At 28.4% G+C, this 20,630-nt stretch carries 13 protein-coding genes; 9 read left to right on the plus strand and 4 right to left on the minus strand.

Features of this window, described 5'->3' with window-relative positions:
* The first annotated feature begins 147 nt into the window (after positions 1 to 147).
* The 4 genes from ACJJVK_RS02945 to ACJJVK_RS02960 all read left to right on the plus strand — a co-directional run bounded on the left by ACJJVK_RS02945 (position 148) and on the right by ACJJVK_RS02960 (position 5,350).
* Positions 148 to 846, plus strand: a complete 699-nt coding sequence (locus ACJJVK_RS02945) for a zinc metallopeptidase (RefSeq protein ID WP_405562968.1) — start codon at positions 148 to 150, stop codon at positions 844 to 846.
* 284 nt (positions 847 to 1,130) lie between these two features.
* Entirely contained in the window at positions 1,131 to 3,503 is a 2,373-nt protein-coding gene (locus ACJJVK_RS02950) for an outer membrane beta-barrel protein (protein WP_405562970.1), read from the plus strand.
* 15 nt (positions 3,504 to 3,518) lie between these two features.
* Positions 3,519 to 4,526, plus strand: a complete 1,008-nt coding sequence (locus tag ACJJVK_RS02955; RefSeq protein ID WP_405562973.1) for a sensor histidine kinase — start codon at positions 3,519 to 3,521, stop codon at positions 4,524 to 4,526.
* Between the two features lie 59 nt (positions 4,527 to 4,585).
* The gene (locus tag ACJJVK_RS02960; protein WP_405562976.1) at positions 4,586 to 5,350 is read left to right on the plus strand and encodes a LytR/AlgR family response regulator transcription factor; all 765 of its coding nucleotides are present in this window, start codon (positions 4,586 to 4,588) and stop codon (positions 5,348 to 5,350) included.
* Between the two features lie 164 nt (positions 5,351 to 5,514).
* Here the strand turns inward: ACJJVK_RS02960 and ACJJVK_RS02965 are convergent, their stop codons facing one another.
* Positions 5,515 to 6,669 carry an iron-containing alcohol dehydrogenase gene (locus ACJJVK_RS02965; RefSeq protein WP_215993892.1) on the minus strand — a complete coding sequence of 385 codons (1,155 nt, stop codon included), beginning with the start codon at positions 6,667 to 6,669 and terminating at the stop codon, positions 5,515 to 5,517.
* A 372-nt stretch (positions 6,670 to 7,041) separates the two neighbouring features.
* Here ACJJVK_RS02965 and ACJJVK_RS02970 point away from each other — a divergent pair, with 372 nt between their 5' ends.
* A complete protein-coding gene (locus ACJJVK_RS02970) occupies positions 7,042 to 7,302 on the plus strand; it encodes a hypothetical protein (protein WP_405562979.1) in 261 nt (86 codons plus the stop codon).
* 80 nt (positions 7,303 to 7,382) lie between these two features.
* On the opposite strand, the gene lepA is transcribed toward ACJJVK_RS02970, so the two are convergent.
* The 3 genes from lepA to ACJJVK_RS02985 form a co-directional block, all read right to left on the minus strand.
* Complete coding sequence (lepA, locus tag ACJJVK_RS02975) at positions 7,383 to 9,179, minus strand: translation elongation factor 4 (protein WP_405562981.1); 1,797 nt, start codon at positions 9,177 to 9,179, stop codon at positions 7,383 to 7,385.
* A 111-nt stretch (positions 9,180 to 9,290) separates the two neighbouring features.
* Positions 9,291 to 9,566 (minus strand): EF-hand domain-containing protein, encoded by a 276-nt coding sequence (locus ACJJVK_RS02980; RefSeq protein ID WP_215993895.1) that lies wholly within the window; start codon positions 9,564 to 9,566, stop codon positions 9,291 to 9,293.
* A 57-nt stretch (positions 9,567 to 9,623) separates the two neighbouring features.
* Positions 9,624 to 10,718, minus strand: a complete 1,095-nt coding sequence (locus tag ACJJVK_RS02985) for a hypothetical protein (RefSeq protein ID WP_215993896.1) — start codon at positions 10,716 to 10,718, stop codon at positions 9,624 to 9,626.
* 43 nt (positions 10,719 to 10,761) lie between these two features.
* Here ACJJVK_RS02985 and ACJJVK_RS02990 point away from each other — a divergent pair, with 43 nt between their 5' ends.
* From ACJJVK_RS02990 to ACJJVK_RS03005, 4 genes are all read left to right on the plus strand, one after another.
* Positions 10,762 to 11,985: a M28 family peptidase gene (locus ACJJVK_RS02990; protein ID WP_405562986.1), complete on the plus strand. Its 1,224-nt coding sequence runs from the start codon at positions 10,762 to 10,764 to the stop codon at positions 11,983 to 11,985.
* A 91-nt stretch (positions 11,986 to 12,076) separates the two neighbouring features.
* Positions 12,077 to 13,786: a histidine kinase dimerization/phosphoacceptor domain -containing protein gene (locus ACJJVK_RS02995; protein WP_405562989.1), complete on the plus strand. Its 1,710-nt coding sequence runs from the start codon at positions 12,077 to 12,079 to the stop codon at positions 13,784 to 13,786.
* Entirely contained in the window at positions 13,779 to 14,471 is a 693-nt protein-coding gene (locus ACJJVK_RS03000) for a LytR/AlgR family response regulator transcription factor (RefSeq protein WP_405562991.1), read from the plus strand. Before ACJJVK_RS02995 ends, ACJJVK_RS03000 begins: the two co-directional genes overlap by 8 nt.
* 234 nt (positions 14,472 to 14,705) lie before the next feature.
* Positions 14,706 to 20,594, plus strand: a complete 5,889-nt coding sequence (locus tag ACJJVK_RS03005) for an ELWxxDGT repeat protein (RefSeq protein WP_405562994.1) — start codon at positions 14,706 to 14,708, stop codon at positions 20,592 to 20,594.
* The last annotated feature ends 36 nt before the right edge of the window (positions 20,595 to 20,630 follow it).

Here is a 20,630-nt window from a genome sequence, read left to right on the forward strand (position 1 = left end):
TTGACATCTATTCTTAATGAATTCTTAATTTTAATGATTAAATCTATGCCAATAAAAGTTCTTTAACTTTAAAATTTAGATTGGAATAATTTATGTTGTAAATTTATCAAACAAAAATGATATAAATTTTTAAAACGCAATAAAATTATGATGCAGTTCTATATATTAATTGGTGCAATCTCTTTAGTGAGTTGGCTTGTAAGCAATCAATTAAAACAAAAATTTAAAAAATATTCTCAAATCAATTTAAGAAACGGAATGAGTGGTGCTGAGATTGCTACAAAAATGCTGGCTGATAATGGTATTTTTGATGTAAAAGTAATTTCTACACCTGGTAGATTAACAGACCATTATAACCCAAAAGATAAAACTGTTAACTTAAGTGAGGCTGTTTACAACCAAAGAAATGCAGCTGCAGCTGCTGTTGCTGCACATGAAGTTGGTCATGCAGTGCAACACGCAAAAGCCTATCAATGGTTATCTTTAAGATCTCAATTAGTACCTGTAGTTAGTATTTCTTCTAAATTTTCTCAATGGATGGTAATTGGAGGTTTAATTTTAGGTGCAGCCTCAGGCAACTCTGGTATAGGTTTTTATGTGGCTGTTGCTGGTTTAGCTTTAATGGCAATTGCAACTGTTTTTAGTTTTGTTACTTTACCTGTAGAATATGATGCTAGTAATAGAGCTTTAGCCTGGTTAAGAAACAAAAATATGGTTTCTCAACAAGAATTAGCTGGTGCAACAGATGCTTTAAAATGGGCAGCAAGAACATATTTAGTTGCAGCTTTAGGCTCACTAGCTATGCTTTTATATTGGGGTATGCAAGTTTTGGGTGGCAGAGATTAATCACATTATTACAAAATATTTTAATTATAAAGCTTCGATAAAAATCGAAGTTTTTTTTATGCAGGAAACTTTTTATTGATTTTAAGCGTCTTGTTTAAATAGAAAAAGAAATCTGTTTATCGGAATTTTAACCCAGTTCATCAGAATTGCATTTTAAAGTTGTAACAAAACAGACACCTTTACAGTGTTAATTAAAATAACAGTTTATAAAAATTCGTGTTTAACTCAATTTCTATTAAAAAGAAATCAACCAATATTAAAACAGCACCTAAAAAATCAATCTTATGAAAGTTTTAAAAATTACTATCTTTTTTTTCTTCGGAATTTTAACAACATTTTCTCAACACAAAATCTCTGGTAAAATTATTGATGAGCAAAACCAACCTTTACCATTTGCAAATATCGTTTTATATAAAACCGGTGAAGAAGCAAAACCAAATGGAACTGTTTCTAATGATGATGGAACTTACATTTTTGATAAAATAGCTTCTGGAAATTACAAAATAGAAATTTCGATGCTTGGGTTTACAACTCAAAAAATAGAAGATTTTGATTTAAACTCAGACAAAACACTAAACATCACTTTAAAAGAAGAAACACAAACCTTAAACGAAGTTGTTGTAAAAAGTAAAAGACCTGTAATTAAACAAACAGCAGAAAAACTAATTGTAGATTTAGAAAAGTCTGAAATGATTAACACCAACTTACAAGATGTAATGCGAAAAGTACCTGGTGTTTTAGTTACAAATAACGGAATTTCTATTGCTGGTAATAGTGGTGTAAGAATTTTAATAAACGGAAAAACAACAGAATATATGGATGTTGAAACTTTATTAAGAGATTTTCCTGCAGATAATATTGCAAAAATTGAAGTTGTAGAACAACCTGGCGCAGAATACGAAGCTTCTGGTTCTGGAGCAATCATCAATATTATTTTAAAGAAAAATGTAAAATTAGGTACACATGGTAGCGTAAATACTTGGATTGGTGAAGACGAAGGTTTTGAATGGGGGTCTGGTTTTTCTATTGCCAGCTATAAAAACAAATTAAATTGGCAAGCAAATGCAGGTTATTCTAAACCAACTTGGAGAGAAGATTTATTCTTAATAAGAACTGTGGGCGATGAAACATATGATCAAATTACTAGAGAACCTTACGATCCTGTTAACTTTAATATTGGTGGTAGTTTAGATTATTATATTAACGACAAACATTCAATAGGTATTGGAGCAAGAATAAACACAAGAAACTCAGACAGAATTGCAACTAGCGAAACTATTATTTCTGATGACAACACTACAAATACTTTATTTTCTGAAAACAGTTTTGATAGAGAAAGAAAAAACTTTAACATCAACCCTTATTATGAGTACAAAACAGATACAGACAAATTAGTTATCGATTTTAATTATGTAGATTTCTCCAATGATAATACCAATATTTTATCTGATGTAGCAGGTAGCACAATTTCTTTTACAGACCGAAAATACATTCAAGATGGTACCTATTCTATAAAAACATATAGAGCAGATTATTCTAAATCATTTTCTGACGATTTAAAAGTTAGTGTAGGTACTCGTTTTGCTGATGTAAAAACCGACAATGATTTACAATCTTTTTCACTAAACACAAATGGTAATTTTGATAAAGATGATGATGAAAGCAGTCGTTTTGTAATTGATGAAACTATTTTTGCCTTTTATTCTAAAATTAATGCTACTTCTGGTAAATGGTCTTTTTCTGGTGGATTACGTTATGAAGATAGTAATACAGATGGAACCTCAACATTTTTAGACAATGGAGTATTAACATCCGAAGTAAAAAAACGACCAATTAAAAAAGTTTTTCCAAGTGCTTCTATCAGCAGAAAATTTAATGATATTTTAGGTGCAAGTTTATCATATAGTTACAGAATTCAAAGACCATCTTACAGCAGCTTAAACTCTTTTGCTACTTATTTAGACCCATATTCTGCAGGTGAAGGAAACCCAAATTTAACACCTTCTTACACTAATAATTATCAATTTAACTTAACTTATGAAGGGCAACCATTTTTTACAATTGGTTATAGTAAAACAGATGATGTTATTTTTGATTTAATAAGACAAGACAATGAAACTGCACAAATAAGACAGCAAGAAGTAAACGTAGAAAATAATGCCAACTGGAATTTTAGATTATTTGCACCTGTAAATTTTACACAAGGTTTAGAAGGTTACACAGGTATTATTGTTACTAATACAGATTACCAATCTTCTACTTATGGTGTAGACTTAAACAAATGGAATTTAATTTGGTTCTTACAAGCGAATTATCAGTTACCTTGGGACATCAATTTTGAATTGAGTGCAAATTACGGAACTGGTGCTTTAGAAGGACAAATTGAAGCAGATTGGTTTGCAGATTTAGATTTTTCTTTCGGTAAAAAGTTTATAGACGATAAATTAAAAGTAAATCTTGGTTTTAGTAAAGTGCTTAATAGAGGTTTTAATGGTTCTATAGATTATGGAAATGGAACTGCAGCAGTAGAAAGCAATGGTTCTAGACAAAATATTCAATTAAGATTTGTATATAGTTTTGGTTCTAAATTTGGAAAGAAAAAAGCAAGTAGAAACAGAAATACAGACGAAGAAGACAGAATTAACGACAGTAATTAATACCTTCGTTTTACTATGAATACGAAATTAAATAAATCAGACTGGACAATTCTTAGCATAATATTTATACTTAATACGCTCTTTGGTTGTATAGATTATTATAAAGAAGGCAATAAATTAATCGAATATTTAGTAGATTTTCCATCATCTATCTTATTTACAATAGTAATAATTCTAGTATTTATTCAAAGAATTGTCCCTGCGTTTTTAGTACATAAAAAAGCCTATTTTCTTTTTGCCATAAGCAGTTTAGTACTCTTAACTTTTTTTGGTACAATAGACAATATCTTTGGCAGGTTAAGTGCTGGTAGTAATTTAAATAGTATTACTAATATTTTTACTTTTATACAAAAAGGATTATACAATGCCACAGATATGGTTGGGCTTCCTTTAGGAATTTTACTCATTAAAAAATTCTATGAAGGCCAACAACAATTAGTAGAAACTCAGAAAATTCAGAAAGAAAACGAATTAAAATTACTGCGTTCGCAAATAGATCCTCATTTTTTATTTAATAACTTAAATACTTTAGATTCTTTAATTGACACAAACCCAATTAAGGCAAAAGAATACATTAATCGATTGTCATTAATTTACAGATATTTAATTAAAACCAAAGATGCAGAAGTTATGGAACTTGCAAATGAAATTGAATTTGCAAAAAACTATATCTTTTTAATTAAAACTAGATTTGCTGATGATTATGAATTTACAATTGAAGAAAACATTGCTTTAGTTGATAAATTTATACCCACAGGATCTATTTTAACATTATTAGAAAATGTTGTAAAACATAATAAAACTGATGGTACAAATGCCATTAAAACAACCCTAACAATTAATGAAGGTTGGTTGATAATTACCAATTCTAAATCGAAAACAAAATCTACAAACGAATCTTTTGGTACAGGTTTAGATAATTTAAAAGCACGTTATAAATTACTTTCGGATGAGAAAATTCAAATTCATAATATGGATACTAAATTTGAAATTTTTATTCCGATCATTGAATTAAGCAGCTAAATTTTTATCAATTAGACTTCTCCACAAGACAGAGATGCAAGCAGAAAAATAAGACAACTATGAAAATATTAATTTTAGAAGACGAAATTCCTGCATATCAAAAACTAACCAAGTGTTTAGATCTTTATTTTGATGTAAAAACATCGCAAGATTGGGCACGTTCTATTTTTGATGGAAAAAAACTTTTAGCAGAAAATTCTTACGATTTTATTCTATCAGACATTCAGCTTTTAGATGGTTTGTCTTTTGATTTATTTAATAGCATAGATGTAAAAGCACCTATTATCTTTTGTTCTGCTCACGATGATTATTTGTTTCAGGCTTTTAGTACAAACGGAATTGCTTATATTTTAAAACCTTATTCTCAAGACGATTTTAACAAAGCAATTCAAAAATACCAAGCTTTGTTTAAAAAAGGTTCTTACAATACTTTAAATAATAAAACTATTGATGTTTTAAAATCTGCTTTAAAAGAAGAAAACCACAATTATAAAAAACGTTTTGTAATTAAAAAAACAACAGGAATTCAATTGCTAAATGCCATAGACATTGCTTTAATAACTGCTTCTGGAGATTTCTGTTTGGTAAATGATAAAGACGGAAAACGACATACAATTTCACAAAATTTAGGAGCAATTCATCAGCAGTTAAATCCTAAAAAATTCTTTAAAATTAATAGAAGCGAAATTATAAATATCGATTTTATAGAAAACATAGAAAGTCATTTTAAAAACAGATTATTGATTTCTGTAAAAAATTATAAAGAAAAAGTAATGACAAGCTCTTCTATAACTTCTGACTTTAGAAAATGGTTGGAGAGTTAAATTTTCACAAAAGCACTTACCATACAATCTAATTTTGCAATTCATTAAATTGTAAAAAAAATATTTAAATACAGAACAATATAAATAAAAACCACTTTGCCTAGGCAAAGTGGTTTTACTTAACACAAATTTACTAAAAAATCATTATAATAACGATTTATATTTTACATAGCAGCTTTATAAATTGCTATAGTATCTTCTAACGTAACTTCTCTAGGGTTTCCTCCTGTACATACATCAGCTAAAGCGTTTTTTGCCATTTCCTCAAAATCTTCTTCTTTAACATTAAATTCTTTTAATCCTGATGGAATACCAACTGATTCTGAAAGTGCTTTAATAGCTTCTATAGCTGCATTAGCACCTTGTGTGTCGCTCATTTCTAAAACTCCTACACCCATTGCTCTTGCCACTTTCTTTAATTTATGAGCACAAGAAGGGATATTAAACTTTTCAACATAAGGTAATAGAATTGCATTTGCAACTCCATGAGGCATATCATACATACCTCCTAGTTGGTGTGCCATAGAGTGCACAAAACCTAAACCTGCATTTGAAAATGCCTGACCAGCAATAAACTGACCCCAGGCCATTTTACTTCTTGCTTCAAGATTTTGACCATCTACCACAGCTATTTCCAAACTCTGAGAAATTAACTTAATAGCTTCTAATGCAAGCGCATCAGACCAACCAAAAGCTCCTTTTGTAACATAAGTTTCAATAGCATGCGTTAAAGCATCCATACCTGTAGCTGCTGTTAATGATGCTGGTTTCCCTAACATTAATACAGGATCATTTACAGCGATAGAAACCAAACAGTTCTTATCTACCATTACCATTTTTATATGGCGTTTTTCATCTGTAATTACATAATTAATCGTTACTTCACTTGCTGTACCTGCTGTAGTATTAATTGCGACAATAGGTAAAGAAGCATTTTTTGACATATGAATTCCTTCATAATCTTCAATATGACCTCCATTTTTAGCTAAAATACCAATTGCTTTTCCACAGTCTTGTGGAGATCCTCCACCCAAAGTGATAATAAAATCGCAATCATTTGCTTTTAATAATGCTAACCCATCATCAACATTTTTTACAGTTGGATTTGGATGTACGTCATCAAAAACAACAGTTTCAATATTAGCAGATTTTATAACATCCAATACATTTTGAGCAACTCCTAATTTTACCAAAATTTTATCAGTAACAAAAAGAGCCTTCTTATAATGTAACGTTTTTAATTCTTCTCCTAAATCTTTTAAAGCTCCAGGACCAATAAGGCTTAATGGTGGCAAATATATTCTTCTATTTTGTAACATATTTTATTTTTTTTAAATGACTCACTATTGATTTACTACTACAAAGTTCCATTAGAAAACGGAAGTATAATATGACATTTATCACATCTATTTTTTATTTTTTTAAACAAAAAAACCTAAAACAAAAAACCTTTTTGATTTCTCAAAAAGGTTTTTTTATTCTTAATATTTTGTTTTAAACAGAATTAATCATTCAACTTTAAAACTGCCATAAATGCTTCTTCTGGAATTTCTACATTCCCTACTTGAGACATTCTTTTTTTATTCTTAATTTTTATCAGTTTTAAGAATTAGCTTTAAATCTATTTTACGTAATAAGTTATTTTTTTTTTAATTTACATATTATAAATATATTTGTTTTTAAAAAATCTTATGAAAAAAATTATTTCAGCATTAATTATAATATTGTTTTTAGCCTGTTCTAATGATGATAATGATTCAAATTGTGAAAGTTGTAAAACTTATTCGAGTAGTGGAATTTTTTTATTTCGAACAATTTGTAATAATGGAGATGGAACAGTAACTGTATCCAATAGCGCTTCTTCAACTTCAACTGGTTCCATAGGCATAACTGCTAGAATTCCTGAGGGTAAAACATTTGAAGAATATGTTAATGAATCTTGCAATAATTAAAAAAAGAATTGCAAATTAGAAAAACCTTTTTGATTTCTCAAAAAGGTTTTTTTATTCTTAATATTTTGTTTTAAACGGAATTAATCATTCAATTTTAAAACTGCCATAAATGCTTCTTGTGGAATTTCTACATTCCCTACTTGACGCATTCTCTTTTTCCCTTTTTTCTGCTTTTCTAATAACTTACGTTTACGAGAAATATCACCTCCATAACATTTTGCAGTAACATCTTTACGTAAAGCTTTTGTAGTTTCTCTGGCAATAATTTTTGCTCCAATTGCAGCCTGAATAGGTATATCAAACTGTTGTCTTGGAATTAACGTTTTTAATTTCTCAACAATTTTTTTACCAATTGAATAAGCATTGTCTGCGTGTAAAAGTGCAGAAAGTGCATCTACTGGCTGTGCATTTAATAAAATATCTACTCTTACTAATTTCGATTCTTTCATACCTATTGGATGATAATCGAAAGAAGCATATCCTTTAGAAACCGTTTTTAAACGATCGTAAAAATCGAATACAATTTCTGCTAATGGCATTTCGAAAATTAACTCAACTCTTTGTGTTGTTAAATAGGTTTGGTTTACAATTTGCCCACGTTTTTCAATACACAAACTCATTACTTGCCCAACAAAATCTGATTTTGTAATAATTGAAGCTTTAATAAAAGGCTCTTCTACTCTATCTAATCTAGAAGGATCTGGTAAATCTGTTGGGTTATTCAACATAATTAATTCATCAGGTTCCTTTTTTGTGTACGCATGATACGAAACGTTAGGTACTGTTGTAATTACTGTCATATTAAACTCACGCTCTAAACGTTCTTGAATAATTTCCATGTGCAGCATCCCTAAGAATCCACAACGAAAACCAAAACCTAAAGCTGCAGAACTTTCTGGTTGAAATACTAAGGAAGCATCATTTAATTGCAGTTTTTCCATAGAATAACGCAACTCTTCATAATCTTCTGTATCCACAGGGTAAATACCTGCAAAAACCATTGGTTTTACGTCTTCAAAACCATCAATAATTTCTGTTGTTGGTTTGTGTGCGTCTGTAATTGTATCACCAACTTTTACTTCTTTAGCTGTTTTAATACCCGTAATTAAATAACCAACATCACCAGTTTTTACAGATTTTTTTACAACCTGTTCAAGTTTTAAAGTACCAACTTCATCAGCAAAATAATTTTTACCAGTTGCCATGAATTTAATCTCTTGGCCTTTTTTGATTTCTCCATTTATCACTCTAAAATAGGTTTCAATTCCTCTATAAGAATTGTAAACAGAATCGAAAATTAAGGCTTGTAATGGTGCTTCTGGATCACCTTTTGGCGCAGGAATTCTATCTATAATTGCCGTTAAAATATTATCAACTCCAAAACCAGTTTTTCCACTTGCGTGGATAACTTCTTCTGGATCGCAACCTAATAAATCTACAATATCGTCTGTAACTTCTTCTGGATTTGCTGATGGTAAATCTACCTTATTTAAAACCGGAATTATCTCTAAATCGTTCTCTAAAGCCAAGTATAAGTTAGAAATGGTTTGTGCTTGAATACTTTGTGCAGCATCTACAATTAACAAGGCACCTTCACAAGCTGCAATAGATCTAGAAACCTCGTAAGAGAAATCTACGTGACCTGGAGTATCAATTAAATTTAAAATAAATGGTTCTCCATTGTGGATATAATCCATTTGAATGGCATGCGATTTTATGGTAATTCCACGTTCTCGCTCTAAATCCATATTATCTAATAGCTGGTTCTGCTTTTCACGTTCTGTTACAGAGCCAGTATAATCTAACAATCTATCTGCTAATGTACTTTTTCCATGATCAATATGCGCGATTATGCAAAAGTTTCTTATGTTCTTCATACTTCGTTTTCTAACTACTTTCAACTGACAAAGATATGTTATTTACACACCTTGTCAAATAAAAAAAGCACAATGAAACCATTGTACTTTTAGAACTATTTTTGGGTTAGATTAATAATCTCTATTCAACTCTGCAATTGCAACTTTAAATTCTTCAAAATTGATAGTTTCATCGCCAGATTTGTCGTAACCTTTAATCATTTCTCCAGCAACCAAACCTCTTAAAAAGCTATTTACGCCAGCTTCTTTTAATAAATCTTTAATTTCATCTTTGTTTAAAGATCCATCTTTATCTTTATCGAACTTTTGGAATGCTTCTTCTGGATTTGAAAACTGACCTGAAATAAAAGTATGAATGTCTTTTAATATATTTTCTTTTGCTCCCATTGTAATAATTTTTTAATTATATAATAACAAGATTAAAATCATATTGAAAATAAATTTTTAATCTTGCCACTCTGCTATAAACAAATTTGTATCACGTCCTCCTCCATTATTTCTATTGGAAGAAAAAGCAAGTTTTTTACCATCATTAGAAAATACAGGAAAAGCATCAAAAGTTTCTCCATGAGTAACCCTTTCTAGGTTTTTACCATCAATATCAATTAGATATAAATTGAAAGGAAAACCTCTTTCTGCTTCAAAATTTGATGAGAATAAAATCTTTTTTCCTGAAGGATGAAAAAACGGACTCCAATTGGCATTTCCTAAATCTGTTAATTGTTTTAAATTAGAACCATCTGCATCACAAATAAATAATTCCATATCAGTTGGTTCAACCAAACCTTGAGCTAATAAATCTTTGTAAGCTTTTATTTCTTCTTTAGTTTTTGGTCTAGAGGCTCTAAAGATTAATTTAGTTCCATCAGGAGAGAAAAATGCACCACCATCATAACCTAATTCGTCTGTAATTTGTTTAACATCAGAACCATCAATATTCATGGTATATAATTCTAAATCGCCACTTCTGGTAGATGTAAATACAATTTTATCTCCTTGAGGAGAAACTGTTGCTTCTGCATCATAACCAACTTCATTGGTTAATTGTTTAACTACATTCCCCTCTAAATCAGACACAAAAATATCGAACGAATCGTAAATAGGCCAAACGTATTTTCCGTTTTTACGTAAAGGAACATCTGGGCATTCTTTATCAACTAAATGTGTAGAACCATAAACAAAATGTTTGTTATCTGGTAAAAAATATGCACAAGTTGTACGACCTAATCCTGTAGAAATCATTGGTGGTTGAGTACCTTTAAATGTTTCATCAGCATTCATTAAAAACATTTGGTCGCAGTTTACTCCCCAATCTTTAAAGTTCGATTGAAAAACAAGCTGTTTGTCATCAAAACTCCAATAAGCCTCAGCATTATCGCCACCAAAAGTAACTTGTCTTATACTTTTAAAATGTGTTTCTTCTGGATAAATTAAAGAGTCTTTTACAACTTCTTTTGTCGATTTTTCTACAGTTGGTTTTTTATCGTTTTTGCAAGAAAATAGCAAAGACGCTAATACAAGTAAAGAAAGAATTCTCATTTTCTTATTTATTAATTAACTTTGCTAAAATAATATTATCATTATGAAAAACCTTGTATTTTTTATCTTTTTGAGCATTTTAGTTTCTTGCAAACCAGAAATTAATCAAGAAAACAGAATTAAAGAAGATGTCACTTTTTTGGCTTCTGATGAATTAGAAGGACGACAAACAGGAACCGAAGGTGAAAAAAAAGCAGCAGCATATATTTCTAAACGTTTTTATGAACTAGGCTTACAAGAAAAAGGAACAAAAAAATACTTACAACCTTTTACATTTAAGCCAAAAACAAATCCGCATGACGAAGTAAAATTTAATGTAAATGGTGATGGAACTATTACAGGAAATAATGTACTTGGTTTTATAGATAATAAAGCAGAAAATACTGTTATTATTGGCGCACATTATGATCATTTAGGTTTTGGTGGTGAAGGTTCTTTATATAGAGATTCTATAAAAGCAATACATAATGGTGCTGATGATAATGCTTCTGGAATTGCTGTTTTATTAAATTTAGCTGCAAAACTAAAAGCAAAAAACACCAATAATAATTTTCTTTTTATGGCTTTTTCTGGTGAAGAAATGGGCCTTTTAGGTTCTAATTATTTTGTAAAAAACCCAACGATTGACACCAAAAAAGTATCTTATATGATAAATATGGATATGGTTGGACGCATGAAAAAAGACTCATCTTTAGCAGTTTATGGTACAGGAACTTCGCCAATTTTTAAACAAGTTTTAAAATCGCATAATGATAGTTTTAAATTAATTCAGCAAGAATCTGGAGTTGGACCAAGTGATCATACTAGTTTTTATTTGGCAGATATTCCTGTTTTGCATTTTTTTACAGGACAACATGAAGATTACCATAAACCTGGAGATGATTCAGAAAAATTGAATTATGATGGATTGTATTTAATTTCTGATTATATTTTTAATATTATTTCTGATTTAGATGATAATGGAAAACTCGCTTTTAGAAAGACCAAAAATGAAAGTGATAGTACACCTAGATTTAAAGTTGGGTTAGGTGTAATACCTGATTATTTGTTTGATGGAAAAGGAATGCGAATTGATGGTGTTTCTGAAGATAAACCTGCCCAAAAAGCCGGACTTAAAAAAGGTGATATTGTCATAAAATTAGGTGATAGTACAGTTACAAATATGATGAGTTATATGCGAGCTTTATCTGTTTTTGAAAATGGGAATACTACTAAAGTAGTTGTAAAGAGAGGTGAGGCAGAAATTGAAAAGGAAATTAATTTTTAGCCGTTCATACTTAATTTATTACGATACATACAAAAATTCAATTATTTTTTAGTTTATTTTTTAAATTTGATTTCAATCAAAAGTTTATATTTTGAAATCTTTTACAATTCTACTTTTTTTTATTTCAATATCAAGTATAGTATCCGCTCAAAAAAACAACGTAGATTCAATAGCGAAAGCTATTTCTAATAAAGCTTGGGATAAATATGAATTACAAAGTGATAGTACTCTATATTTTGCTAATAAAGGCATTGAGTATTCTCAGAAAAACAACTCTTCAATAGGAGAGGTCTTAAACATAGAAATTAAGGGGATTTATTTTGAAGAAGTTAAAAATGATTTTAAAACTGCTTCTGAACTTTACTTTAAAGCAATTGAAATTGCAGAAAAGAAACATCCAAAACTTGTCTCTTCGTTATACAATAATCTATGTATTATGTATATGTCTACAGATTATAAAAAGGCAGAATATTATGGAACAAAAGCTGTTGAAAACACAAAAATTATAAAAGGTCAAAGAGATGAAGCCAAAGCTTATGTGAATTTAGGGATTTCGCAAAGTTTGCTAAAGAAATATGATGAAGCTAAAAAAACTTTAGACTACTTTTTAACTCTTAAAGTTTTATCAACTTATGAAAAAAATTTAGGCTATTTAAGAATTGCCAAAAATTATAGAGAACAAGGTAAATATAAAGAAGCTCAACCATTATTCTTAAAAATAGTTGAGCTAGACTCTTTAAAAGGTCAAAGAGAATATGTTCAAGATTACACACAATTAATTGAAAATTCTCTCCATTTAAAGGATAATGAAGCACTTCTAAAATATATTCCAATTTTAAAGAGGAGTATTCAAGAAGAAAAAAATCTTCAAGTAAAAAGAAGTTTTTACGAAGCTATGACTAAAGTTTCTAACTTTTTAAATAACCCAAAAGAAGCTTTAGAATATCAATCTAAGCTAATTGGGATAAAAGATTCTATAAACTCAAAATTCTACGATAAGAGCGTTACTGAACTAGAAACCAAATACCAAACTAGAAAAAAAGAAGAACAGATTGTAGAAGAGCAAAGTAAAAAAAAATTATGGAGTTATATTTCTATTTTCGCTTTTATTGTTTTGTTAATTGTTGCAATTCTATTATATAAAAATAGCCAGAAAAGAAAGCTGTTAAATGCAAACAAAGTTGAGTTAGAAAAACTATTAAATCAACGTAATATGTTGTTGAGAGAAACTCATCATCGTGTTAAAAATAGTTTTCAAATGGTAAGTAGTTTATTGCAATTACAAGCCCAAGGAAGTGAAGCTGAAGCTGCTGTAACTGCTTTAGACAATGCCGTACAAAGAGTAAATTCTATGATTGTATTGCATCAACAATTATATGCTAAAGATAATTTATTAAGTATCGATTTAAAAATTTACATAAATGATTTAATTGAAGAAATAATGGGCTCTTACGCGTCTGAAAATATTAATTTTAAAACTAATATTTTTTCAACAATCTTAGATATTGATACTGCAACTTCAATTGGGTTATTGGTAAATGAATTGGCTACAAATTCGATTAAATATGCTTGGCAAGAAAACAAATTAGAAAAAATCATCAATTTAACCATTGATGAGAAAGATGGTGCCATTCAGTTTAAAATGTTTGATAATGGTACATCAGAAAAAACTTCAGAAACTAAAAAGAATTATGGTTCTGAATTGATTGAAATTCTTATTGAACGTTTAGAAGCTGAAAAGCAGCCTTTTGCTGAAAACGATTTTGGGGTAAACATCACTTTTAAAAAACATAATGGCTAAACACCGATTTTTAATTATTGAAGACGATCCTTTTATTTCTAGGACCATAAAAAATACATTAGAAAAAAATGATGTTACTGTAGTTGGTATTGCCAAAAATTTAGAAATCGCACTAGAACTTTTACACGAAAAAAAACCAGATTTATGTTTGGTAGACATTCAACTGAAAGGAAAATTTGATGGTATTGTTTTTGCTAAGGAGTTAGATAAGATTCAATTGCCTTATTTCTATTTAACAGCACAAACAGATCCTTTAACCATATCTGAAGTAAATAATACCAAACCTCTAGGATATTTAGTAAAACCTTATACAACAGCAGGTTTATGGAGCAGTATTTCTGTGGTTTGGAATAAATACTTATCGGAAAAAAAAAGCATATTGTCGGTAAAATCTGATGGTTATGTCTATCGAATTCCAGAAAAAGACATCTTGTTTTTAGAAGCTTACGATAATTATTGTTACATTCACGTAGAACCTAAAAAAATATTAGTGCCTCATACATTAAAAAAAGTAAGAGAGCAATTAAAAGGAAATCACTTTTTTGTACCACACAGAAGTTACTGTGTAAACACCAATAAAATAACTGATATTGGTAAAAAAACATTGCATTTAAATTCCATAGAAATTTCATTGAGCGAAGCTAGAAGGCCTGCTCTTTTAAAAGTAATAAAAAACATTAATTAGCTTTTAAAATTACACTTCAATTTATAAGACCTCTTAAAGTTAAAACTTTAAGAGGTTTTTTATTAAATAAAATTCAAAACATTGATTTATAGTTTTTTAATAAAACATCTACTTCATGTTTCACTAAAAAAAAAACCTGTTTCACTAAAGATTTATAAGTATAAAGAACATCATCAATTAAATTTGATTGAGTAAAAAAATTGACTCTTAATACTAACTAAAATATGAGAAATTATGAAAACTAAACATTACTATTTACTTATTTTATGTTTTATATCATTTCAAATGATAGGACAAAACATAAATATTTTAAAGGACATTTATTCAGGAGCACAACCTTCAAATCCTATTAACTTTAATAAGTTTAATAACAAACTTATTTTTCAGGCAGAAAGTGCAGACCCTCAAAGTAAAATATATATTTCTGATGGTACTGAAAGTGGTACAGTAATTCTTAAAGAGGGCTTAAAAGATGGTAGACCAAATTCTGGTATTGAATTTAATAATAAATTCTATTTTGCAGCATCATTTGGCACACTTGGTCAAGAACTTTGGGTTACAGATGGCACAATTAATGGCACTGAAATAATTAAAGATATTCATGATGGTTACTTTCTAGGTTCTTTAGGTGCAGAAACAGAAATGATTGAATTTCAAGGTAAAATATTTTTTACTGCAGATAATGGCATAAATGGACAAGAGTTATGGACAACAGAAGGTACAACAGAAACTACTTTTCTTTTTAAAGATATAAACCCAGGTAGTGAAGGTGCTAGCATAGAACATTTAACTATATTTAATGGCAAACTTTATTTTTCTGCTGATGATTCTGATAGAGGAAAAGAATTGTGGGTTTCTGATGGTACACCAGAAAACACAAATATTGTAAAAGATATAAAACCTGGTAATTCTGGATCTAATATTACAGATTTAATAACATTTCAAAATAAATTATATTTTGTTGCAGATTCACAATATGGTAGAGAGTTATGGGCTACAACTAATGGTACTTCTGCTACCACAACTATTGTTAAAGATTTAAAATCAGGATCAAATGGTAGCTATCCTAGTGATTTAATCATTTTTAAAGATCGTTTATATTTTAAAGCGAATATAAATGATGGTTTTCAAATTTTTAAATCAGATGGAACAGAAGATGGAACAGGATTTTTTAAAACCATAGAACCTAATGGTTCTAGTATTAACTTAAAAGATGGTGTTGAGTTAAATGATAAATATTATTTTGCTGCAGGTCCTCAATTTACTTCAGGTAATGAATTATGGATATTTGAGACTATAGAAGAAGGGGTAGAAATTAGCAAAATAAAAGAAATATATGAAGGCCCAAATGCAGGTATATCTAACCCCAAACTAGTTGTTTATAATAATCTTATATTCTTTCAAGGAAATGATGGAACAACTGGAGAGGAATTATGGAAAAGTAATGGTACAGAAGCAGGTACAGTATTAGTGGCTGATATGAACACAGAAAACGATTTTAAACCAGAATACTTTAATGTTTTGGGTGATAAATTGCTTTTTGTTGCTGAGAATCAAACCTTAGGCAAAGAGTTGCATTTTTATGGTGAAACAATTGTTGATAATGGAGATAGAACTTTAATTCCAGATCCTTATTTTGAAACTGCTTTACGTGAGTTAGGTTTAGACGATTCAGACACCAATAATGGTTATGTTTTAACGGAAGATATAAATACTATCTCAAATTTATTCATCAAAAACAAAAATATAAATAGTTTAGAAGGTATTCAAGATTTTACCAGTTTACAGCACTTAAATACTTCTGAAAATAGTTTAACGTCTTTAGATTTATCTAATATCCAAAATTTAATTACTTTAGATATAAAAACAAATAACCTTACTTCTTTAAAAATCAATGTTGGTAATTTACAAGAGCTTCATTTAGAAAACAATACAAATTTAACTTGTGTAGATGTTGATGATATAAATGTTATTCAAAATTTTGTGTTTAATGATGATTTAGGTTTACATACTAAGGATGATCAAACTTCTTTTTCAGAAAACTGCTCAACGTCTAGTTTAACAACAAATGTTCCTGATGATGCTTTTGAACAATTTTTAATTGATAATGGATATGATGAAGGAGATTTAGATAATCAAGTATTAACAGCAAATATTAATACAGTAAATACTTTAGATTTAAGCAATCTTGGTATTGAAAATTTAACGGGTATTGAAGATTTTGAAGCGCTTCAAGAATTAATTTTAGATGGAAATACCAATCTAACTTTTAATTTAAGTCAGAATTTTAACTTAACAAAATTGTCTTTAAATAGTATGGGTTTAAACGAATTTGAAAGTTTTAATTATAATTTTCTTCAAGAGTTAAGTATCAATAACAATAACTTAAATGCTTTGGATACAAATTCACTATATCAAATTACGCATTTAGATTGTAGCTCTAACCAAATTACAAGTTTAGAATTATTTTCTTTATTTCAATTAGAAGAATTAATTTGTAACAATAATAATATTGAGGAATTAGATGTAACTGGTATTAACAGTTTAACCAAATTTTATGCACAAGATAATAGTTTAAGTAAAATAATTCTAAAAACAGGAAATACTCAAAATATTACAGAATTTAATGCTACAAATAATCCAGATTTAGAGTGTATAGAAGTTGAGGCTGCAAACTTAGATTTTGCAAACACAAACTTTACTAATATTGATTCTCAAACTTCATTTAATGTGAATTGTGGAGACACTAGAACAGTAGATATTCCAGATAATGCTTTTGAGCAATATCTTATTGAAAGAGATTTAGATGATGCATTAGACAATAAAGTTTTACTATCAAACATAGAAGATGTAACTTATCTTTTTGCTTATGATAGAGGTATCACAAATTTAGAGGGTATTCAACACTTTACAGCATTAAGAGATTTAGATTTAACAGATAATTTAATATCTTTTTTAGATTTAAAAAACAATAATAATTTAGAAACTATTTCTCTAACAAACAACAAATTACATACGTTAAAATTAAATGTAAGCAACTTAAGTACGCTTCGTATTGACAATAATCCAAGACTAACTTGTGTAGAAGTAGATAATGTAAATATTGCCAATAGTTTCAATTTTACAGAAAATGGTAATTTTAATAAAGACAGCCAAACAGAATTTTCAGAAAACTGCCTAAGTCTATATACTTATATTCCAGATGATAATTTTGAACAATATTTGATAGACAATGGTATTGATACAGATGAAACTTTAGACGATTATGTGTTAACAGCAAACATCAACCAAATAGAAGACTTAGCAATGGTAGCTAGAGGAATTAAAGATTTAACAGGTATAGAAGATTTTGATGCTTTGGTAACTTTAGATGTATCTGCTAATTTGTTAACAGAAATTGTACTTTCAAATCGCAACAGTAATTTAGAAACAATAGATGTTAATAGTAATCAATTAACAACATTAGATACTTGGAGCAGTTCTATAAAAGATGTAAATGCAGATTATAATAATTTAACAACTATAAAAGTATCTAGGTCAACCAAAAAATTAGGTTTAAAATCTAACAAATTTACCTCATTTAATGTATCTAATTTATCTTTAGTTTACTTAGAAGAACTAGATCTTAGAGGTAATAATGAACTTTTAGAAATAAATTTAGACGGAATGATTTCTTTAATTTCTTTAGATGCTAGTTTCTGTAACTTATCTACTATTGAGTTATCAGGAAAAAACAACTTAAAAAAGCTAGATGTTAGAAATAATAATATTATAGAACTAAACCTTGCGCTTTTATTTGATTTAGAAGAATTGCAATGTAGAGATAATGAAATGGAAGTATTAACACTAGACCACAATACTGCAAATGATTTAAAAACGTTGGATTGTAGTTTTAATAATTTAACTACTTTAGATATAAGTGAAACCGAAAATCTTGAAACATTATTGGTTAATGATAATAACCTTAGTAGTTTAAATTTAAAAATAAGTTCAGAAAATTTACCAAAACTAACTGATTTCGCTTCAGTAAGAAACACTAATTTAACCTGTATTGATGTTATTGATGTAGATTATGCAACAGAAAACTATACAGTTATAGACAATCATACTAATTTTTACTACAACTGTAATTTCTTTGGTGGTGATTATGTATATATGCCAGATGATAATTTTGAAAGTAAATTTGATAATACAATAGATGATTTTGTATTAAAATCTATTATTGAAAACAGAGAAACATTATCTCTTTCTTTAAATAATACTGAAACAATTAAAATTGAAGATTTAACTGGAATAGAAGCCTTTACCAGCTTAAAATCGTTAAGTTTTAGTAATAATTCTATCAAAAATGTAGATTTATCTGAAAACCTACTTCTAGAAACTATTATTGCTCAAAGAAGCGAAATAGAATCTGTAATACTTCCTGAAACAACAACGCTAATAGAAGTTGATTTTTACAATAACAACTTAACTAGTTTTAATGTAAGCTCTTTACCAAATTTAGAAAGACTTTTACTTTCTGGCAATAAACTAACAACTATAGATCTAAGTAGCAATATAAAATTAGAAGAGTTTCAAATTGCTAGTAATGAAATTGAAAATATTGATGTATCTAATAATACAAATCTAAAAAAACTAGAACTTAGTTTTATGGGGATGAATACTTTCTTAGGTCTAAAATCAATAAATCTAAGTAATAACAGAAATTTAGAAGAATTAGGATTAAGGGGAAATAATCTTACCACTTTAGATTTAACAAACAACATCAGACTTAAAGATTTTGAAGCAAGATCTAATAACTTATCTTGTATAAATGTTTGGGATGTAGATTATGCAAACCAAAACTGGTCAGAAAACATAGATAACGAAGCTTCTTTTGGCGATAATTGTTATATAAGAATTGCTGATGAAAATTTTGAACGTGGTTTAATAAATAATAATTTTGATACAGTATTAGATGGTTATATTTTAGCTAGTACAGCAAACTCTATAGAAACACTTCAATTAGCATCTCTTAATATTGTTGATTTATCAGGTTTAGAAGAATTCACATCGTTAAAAGTTTTAAATATTGATAATAACCTTTTAACATCAATAGATTTAACTAATAACACACAACTTAATTCTTTAATTATTAGAAATAATCCTGAATTAGACAGATTAGATCTATCTCAAAACACAAGCTTAAATAGCTTAATTGCAAACAACAACAATATAACATGTATAAAAGTTTGGGATGTAGATTATGCCAACACAAATTGGTCTAAAGGTATAGATGACGAAGCTACTTTTAGTTTAGATTGTAATGATGTTTGGACCATAGATGTTGATGAAAAAACACAATCAATTTTAGAATCAATTGCTGGTTTAGATGCAAATAATGATGGAAATATAACCATTGCAGAAGCAGAAGCTTTTGCTGATGAATTAGATTTAAGTGATAAAAATTTAAATACTGTAGAAGGTCTACAAGCTTTCTCTAGAGTTAAAAAACTGAATTTATCTGGTAATAATATTGATGATTTAAGTCCGTTAACAAGAAAAAAGATTTCGTTAATTAGTAAAACATCAGGTAAAAAACGTGAAGTTGCTACTAAAACATCAGAATTAGAAACGCTAATTATCAGCAATAACAGCTTTGAAACTTTAAATTTAGAAGAACTTAAAAATCTAAAAGCACTCGATTTAAGTAATAATCCGAATGTAGTTACTATCAGTATTAAAAACGGATACAATGCAAACATCACTTCTTTTAATGCTACAAACACACCCAATTTAACTTGTATTATGGTAGATGATACAAGTGCAAACTATTTATTAGATTTTAAAAAAGACACAAAAAGCAACTTTGTTGCAGATCTTGATGAATGCAGAAGTACAGTTTTATCAACAGAAAATTTTGTTTTAAATGATGTAAAAATATTTCCAAATCCTGTTACCAATTTCTTAACTATAGAAAGTTCAAGAGAATTTGAATATGCAGAAATTTATAATACGATTGGTAAAAAAGTTTTAAAAACCCAAGCAACTAAAATTGATTTTTCAAATTACACATCTGGTATTTATTTAGTAAGAATTATATCAGAAAATAATGTAATTACCAAAAGAGTTTTAAAAAAATAAACTCTTTATCTCAATAAACGCCTCTTACTTTGTAAG

The organism is Polaribacter sp. Asnod6-C07, from assembly GCF_045063625.1.
Lineage (GTDB): Bacteria > Bacteroidota > Bacteroidia > Flavobacteriales > Flavobacteriaceae > Polaribacter > Polaribacter vadi_A.

Bases quoted from the DNA above. Each gene is read 5' to 3' on its own strand.
- ACJJVK_RS02945 (WP_405562968.1), top strand. From the start codon at position 148: ATGATGCAGTTCTATATATTAATTGGTGCAATCTCTTTAGTGAGTTGG.
- ACJJVK_RS02950 (WP_405562970.1), top strand. From the start codon at position 1,131: ATGAAAGTTTTAAAAATTACTATCTTTTTTTTCTTCGGAATTTTAACA.
- ACJJVK_RS02955 (WP_405562973.1), top strand. From the start codon at position 3,519: ATGAATACGAAATTAAATAAATCAGACTGGACAATTCTTAGCATAATA.
- ACJJVK_RS02960 (WP_405562976.1), top strand. From the start codon at position 4,586: ATGAAAATATTAATTTTAGAAGACGAAATTCCTGCATATCAAAAACTA.
- ACJJVK_RS02965 (WP_215993892.1), bottom strand. From the start codon at position 6,669: ATGTTACAAAATAGAAGAATATATTTGCCACCATTAAGCCTTATTGGT.
- ACJJVK_RS02970 (WP_405562979.1), top strand. From the start codon at position 7,042: ATGAAAAAAATTATTTCAGCATTAATTATAATATTGTTTTTAGCCTGT.
- lepA (WP_405562981.1), bottom strand. From the start codon at position 9,179: ATGAAGAACATAAGAAACTTTTGCATAATCGCGCATATTGATCATGGA.
- ACJJVK_RS02980 (WP_215993895.1), bottom strand. From the start codon at position 9,566: ATGGGAGCAAAAGAAAATATATTAAAAGACATTCATACTTTTATTTCA.
- ACJJVK_RS02985 (WP_215993896.1), bottom strand. From the start codon at position 10,718: ATGAGAATTCTTTCTTTACTTGTATTAGCGTCTTTGCTATTTTCTTGC.
- ACJJVK_RS02990 (WP_405562986.1), top strand. From the start codon at position 10,762: ATGAAAAACCTTGTATTTTTTATCTTTTTGAGCATTTTAGTTTCTTGC.
- ACJJVK_RS03000 (WP_405562991.1), top strand. From the start codon at position 13,779: ATGGCTAAACACCGATTTTTAATTATTGAAGACGATCCTTTTATTTCT.
- ACJJVK_RS03005 (WP_405562994.1), top strand. From the start codon at position 14,706: ATGAAAACTAAACATTACTATTTACTTATTTTATGTTTTATATCATTT.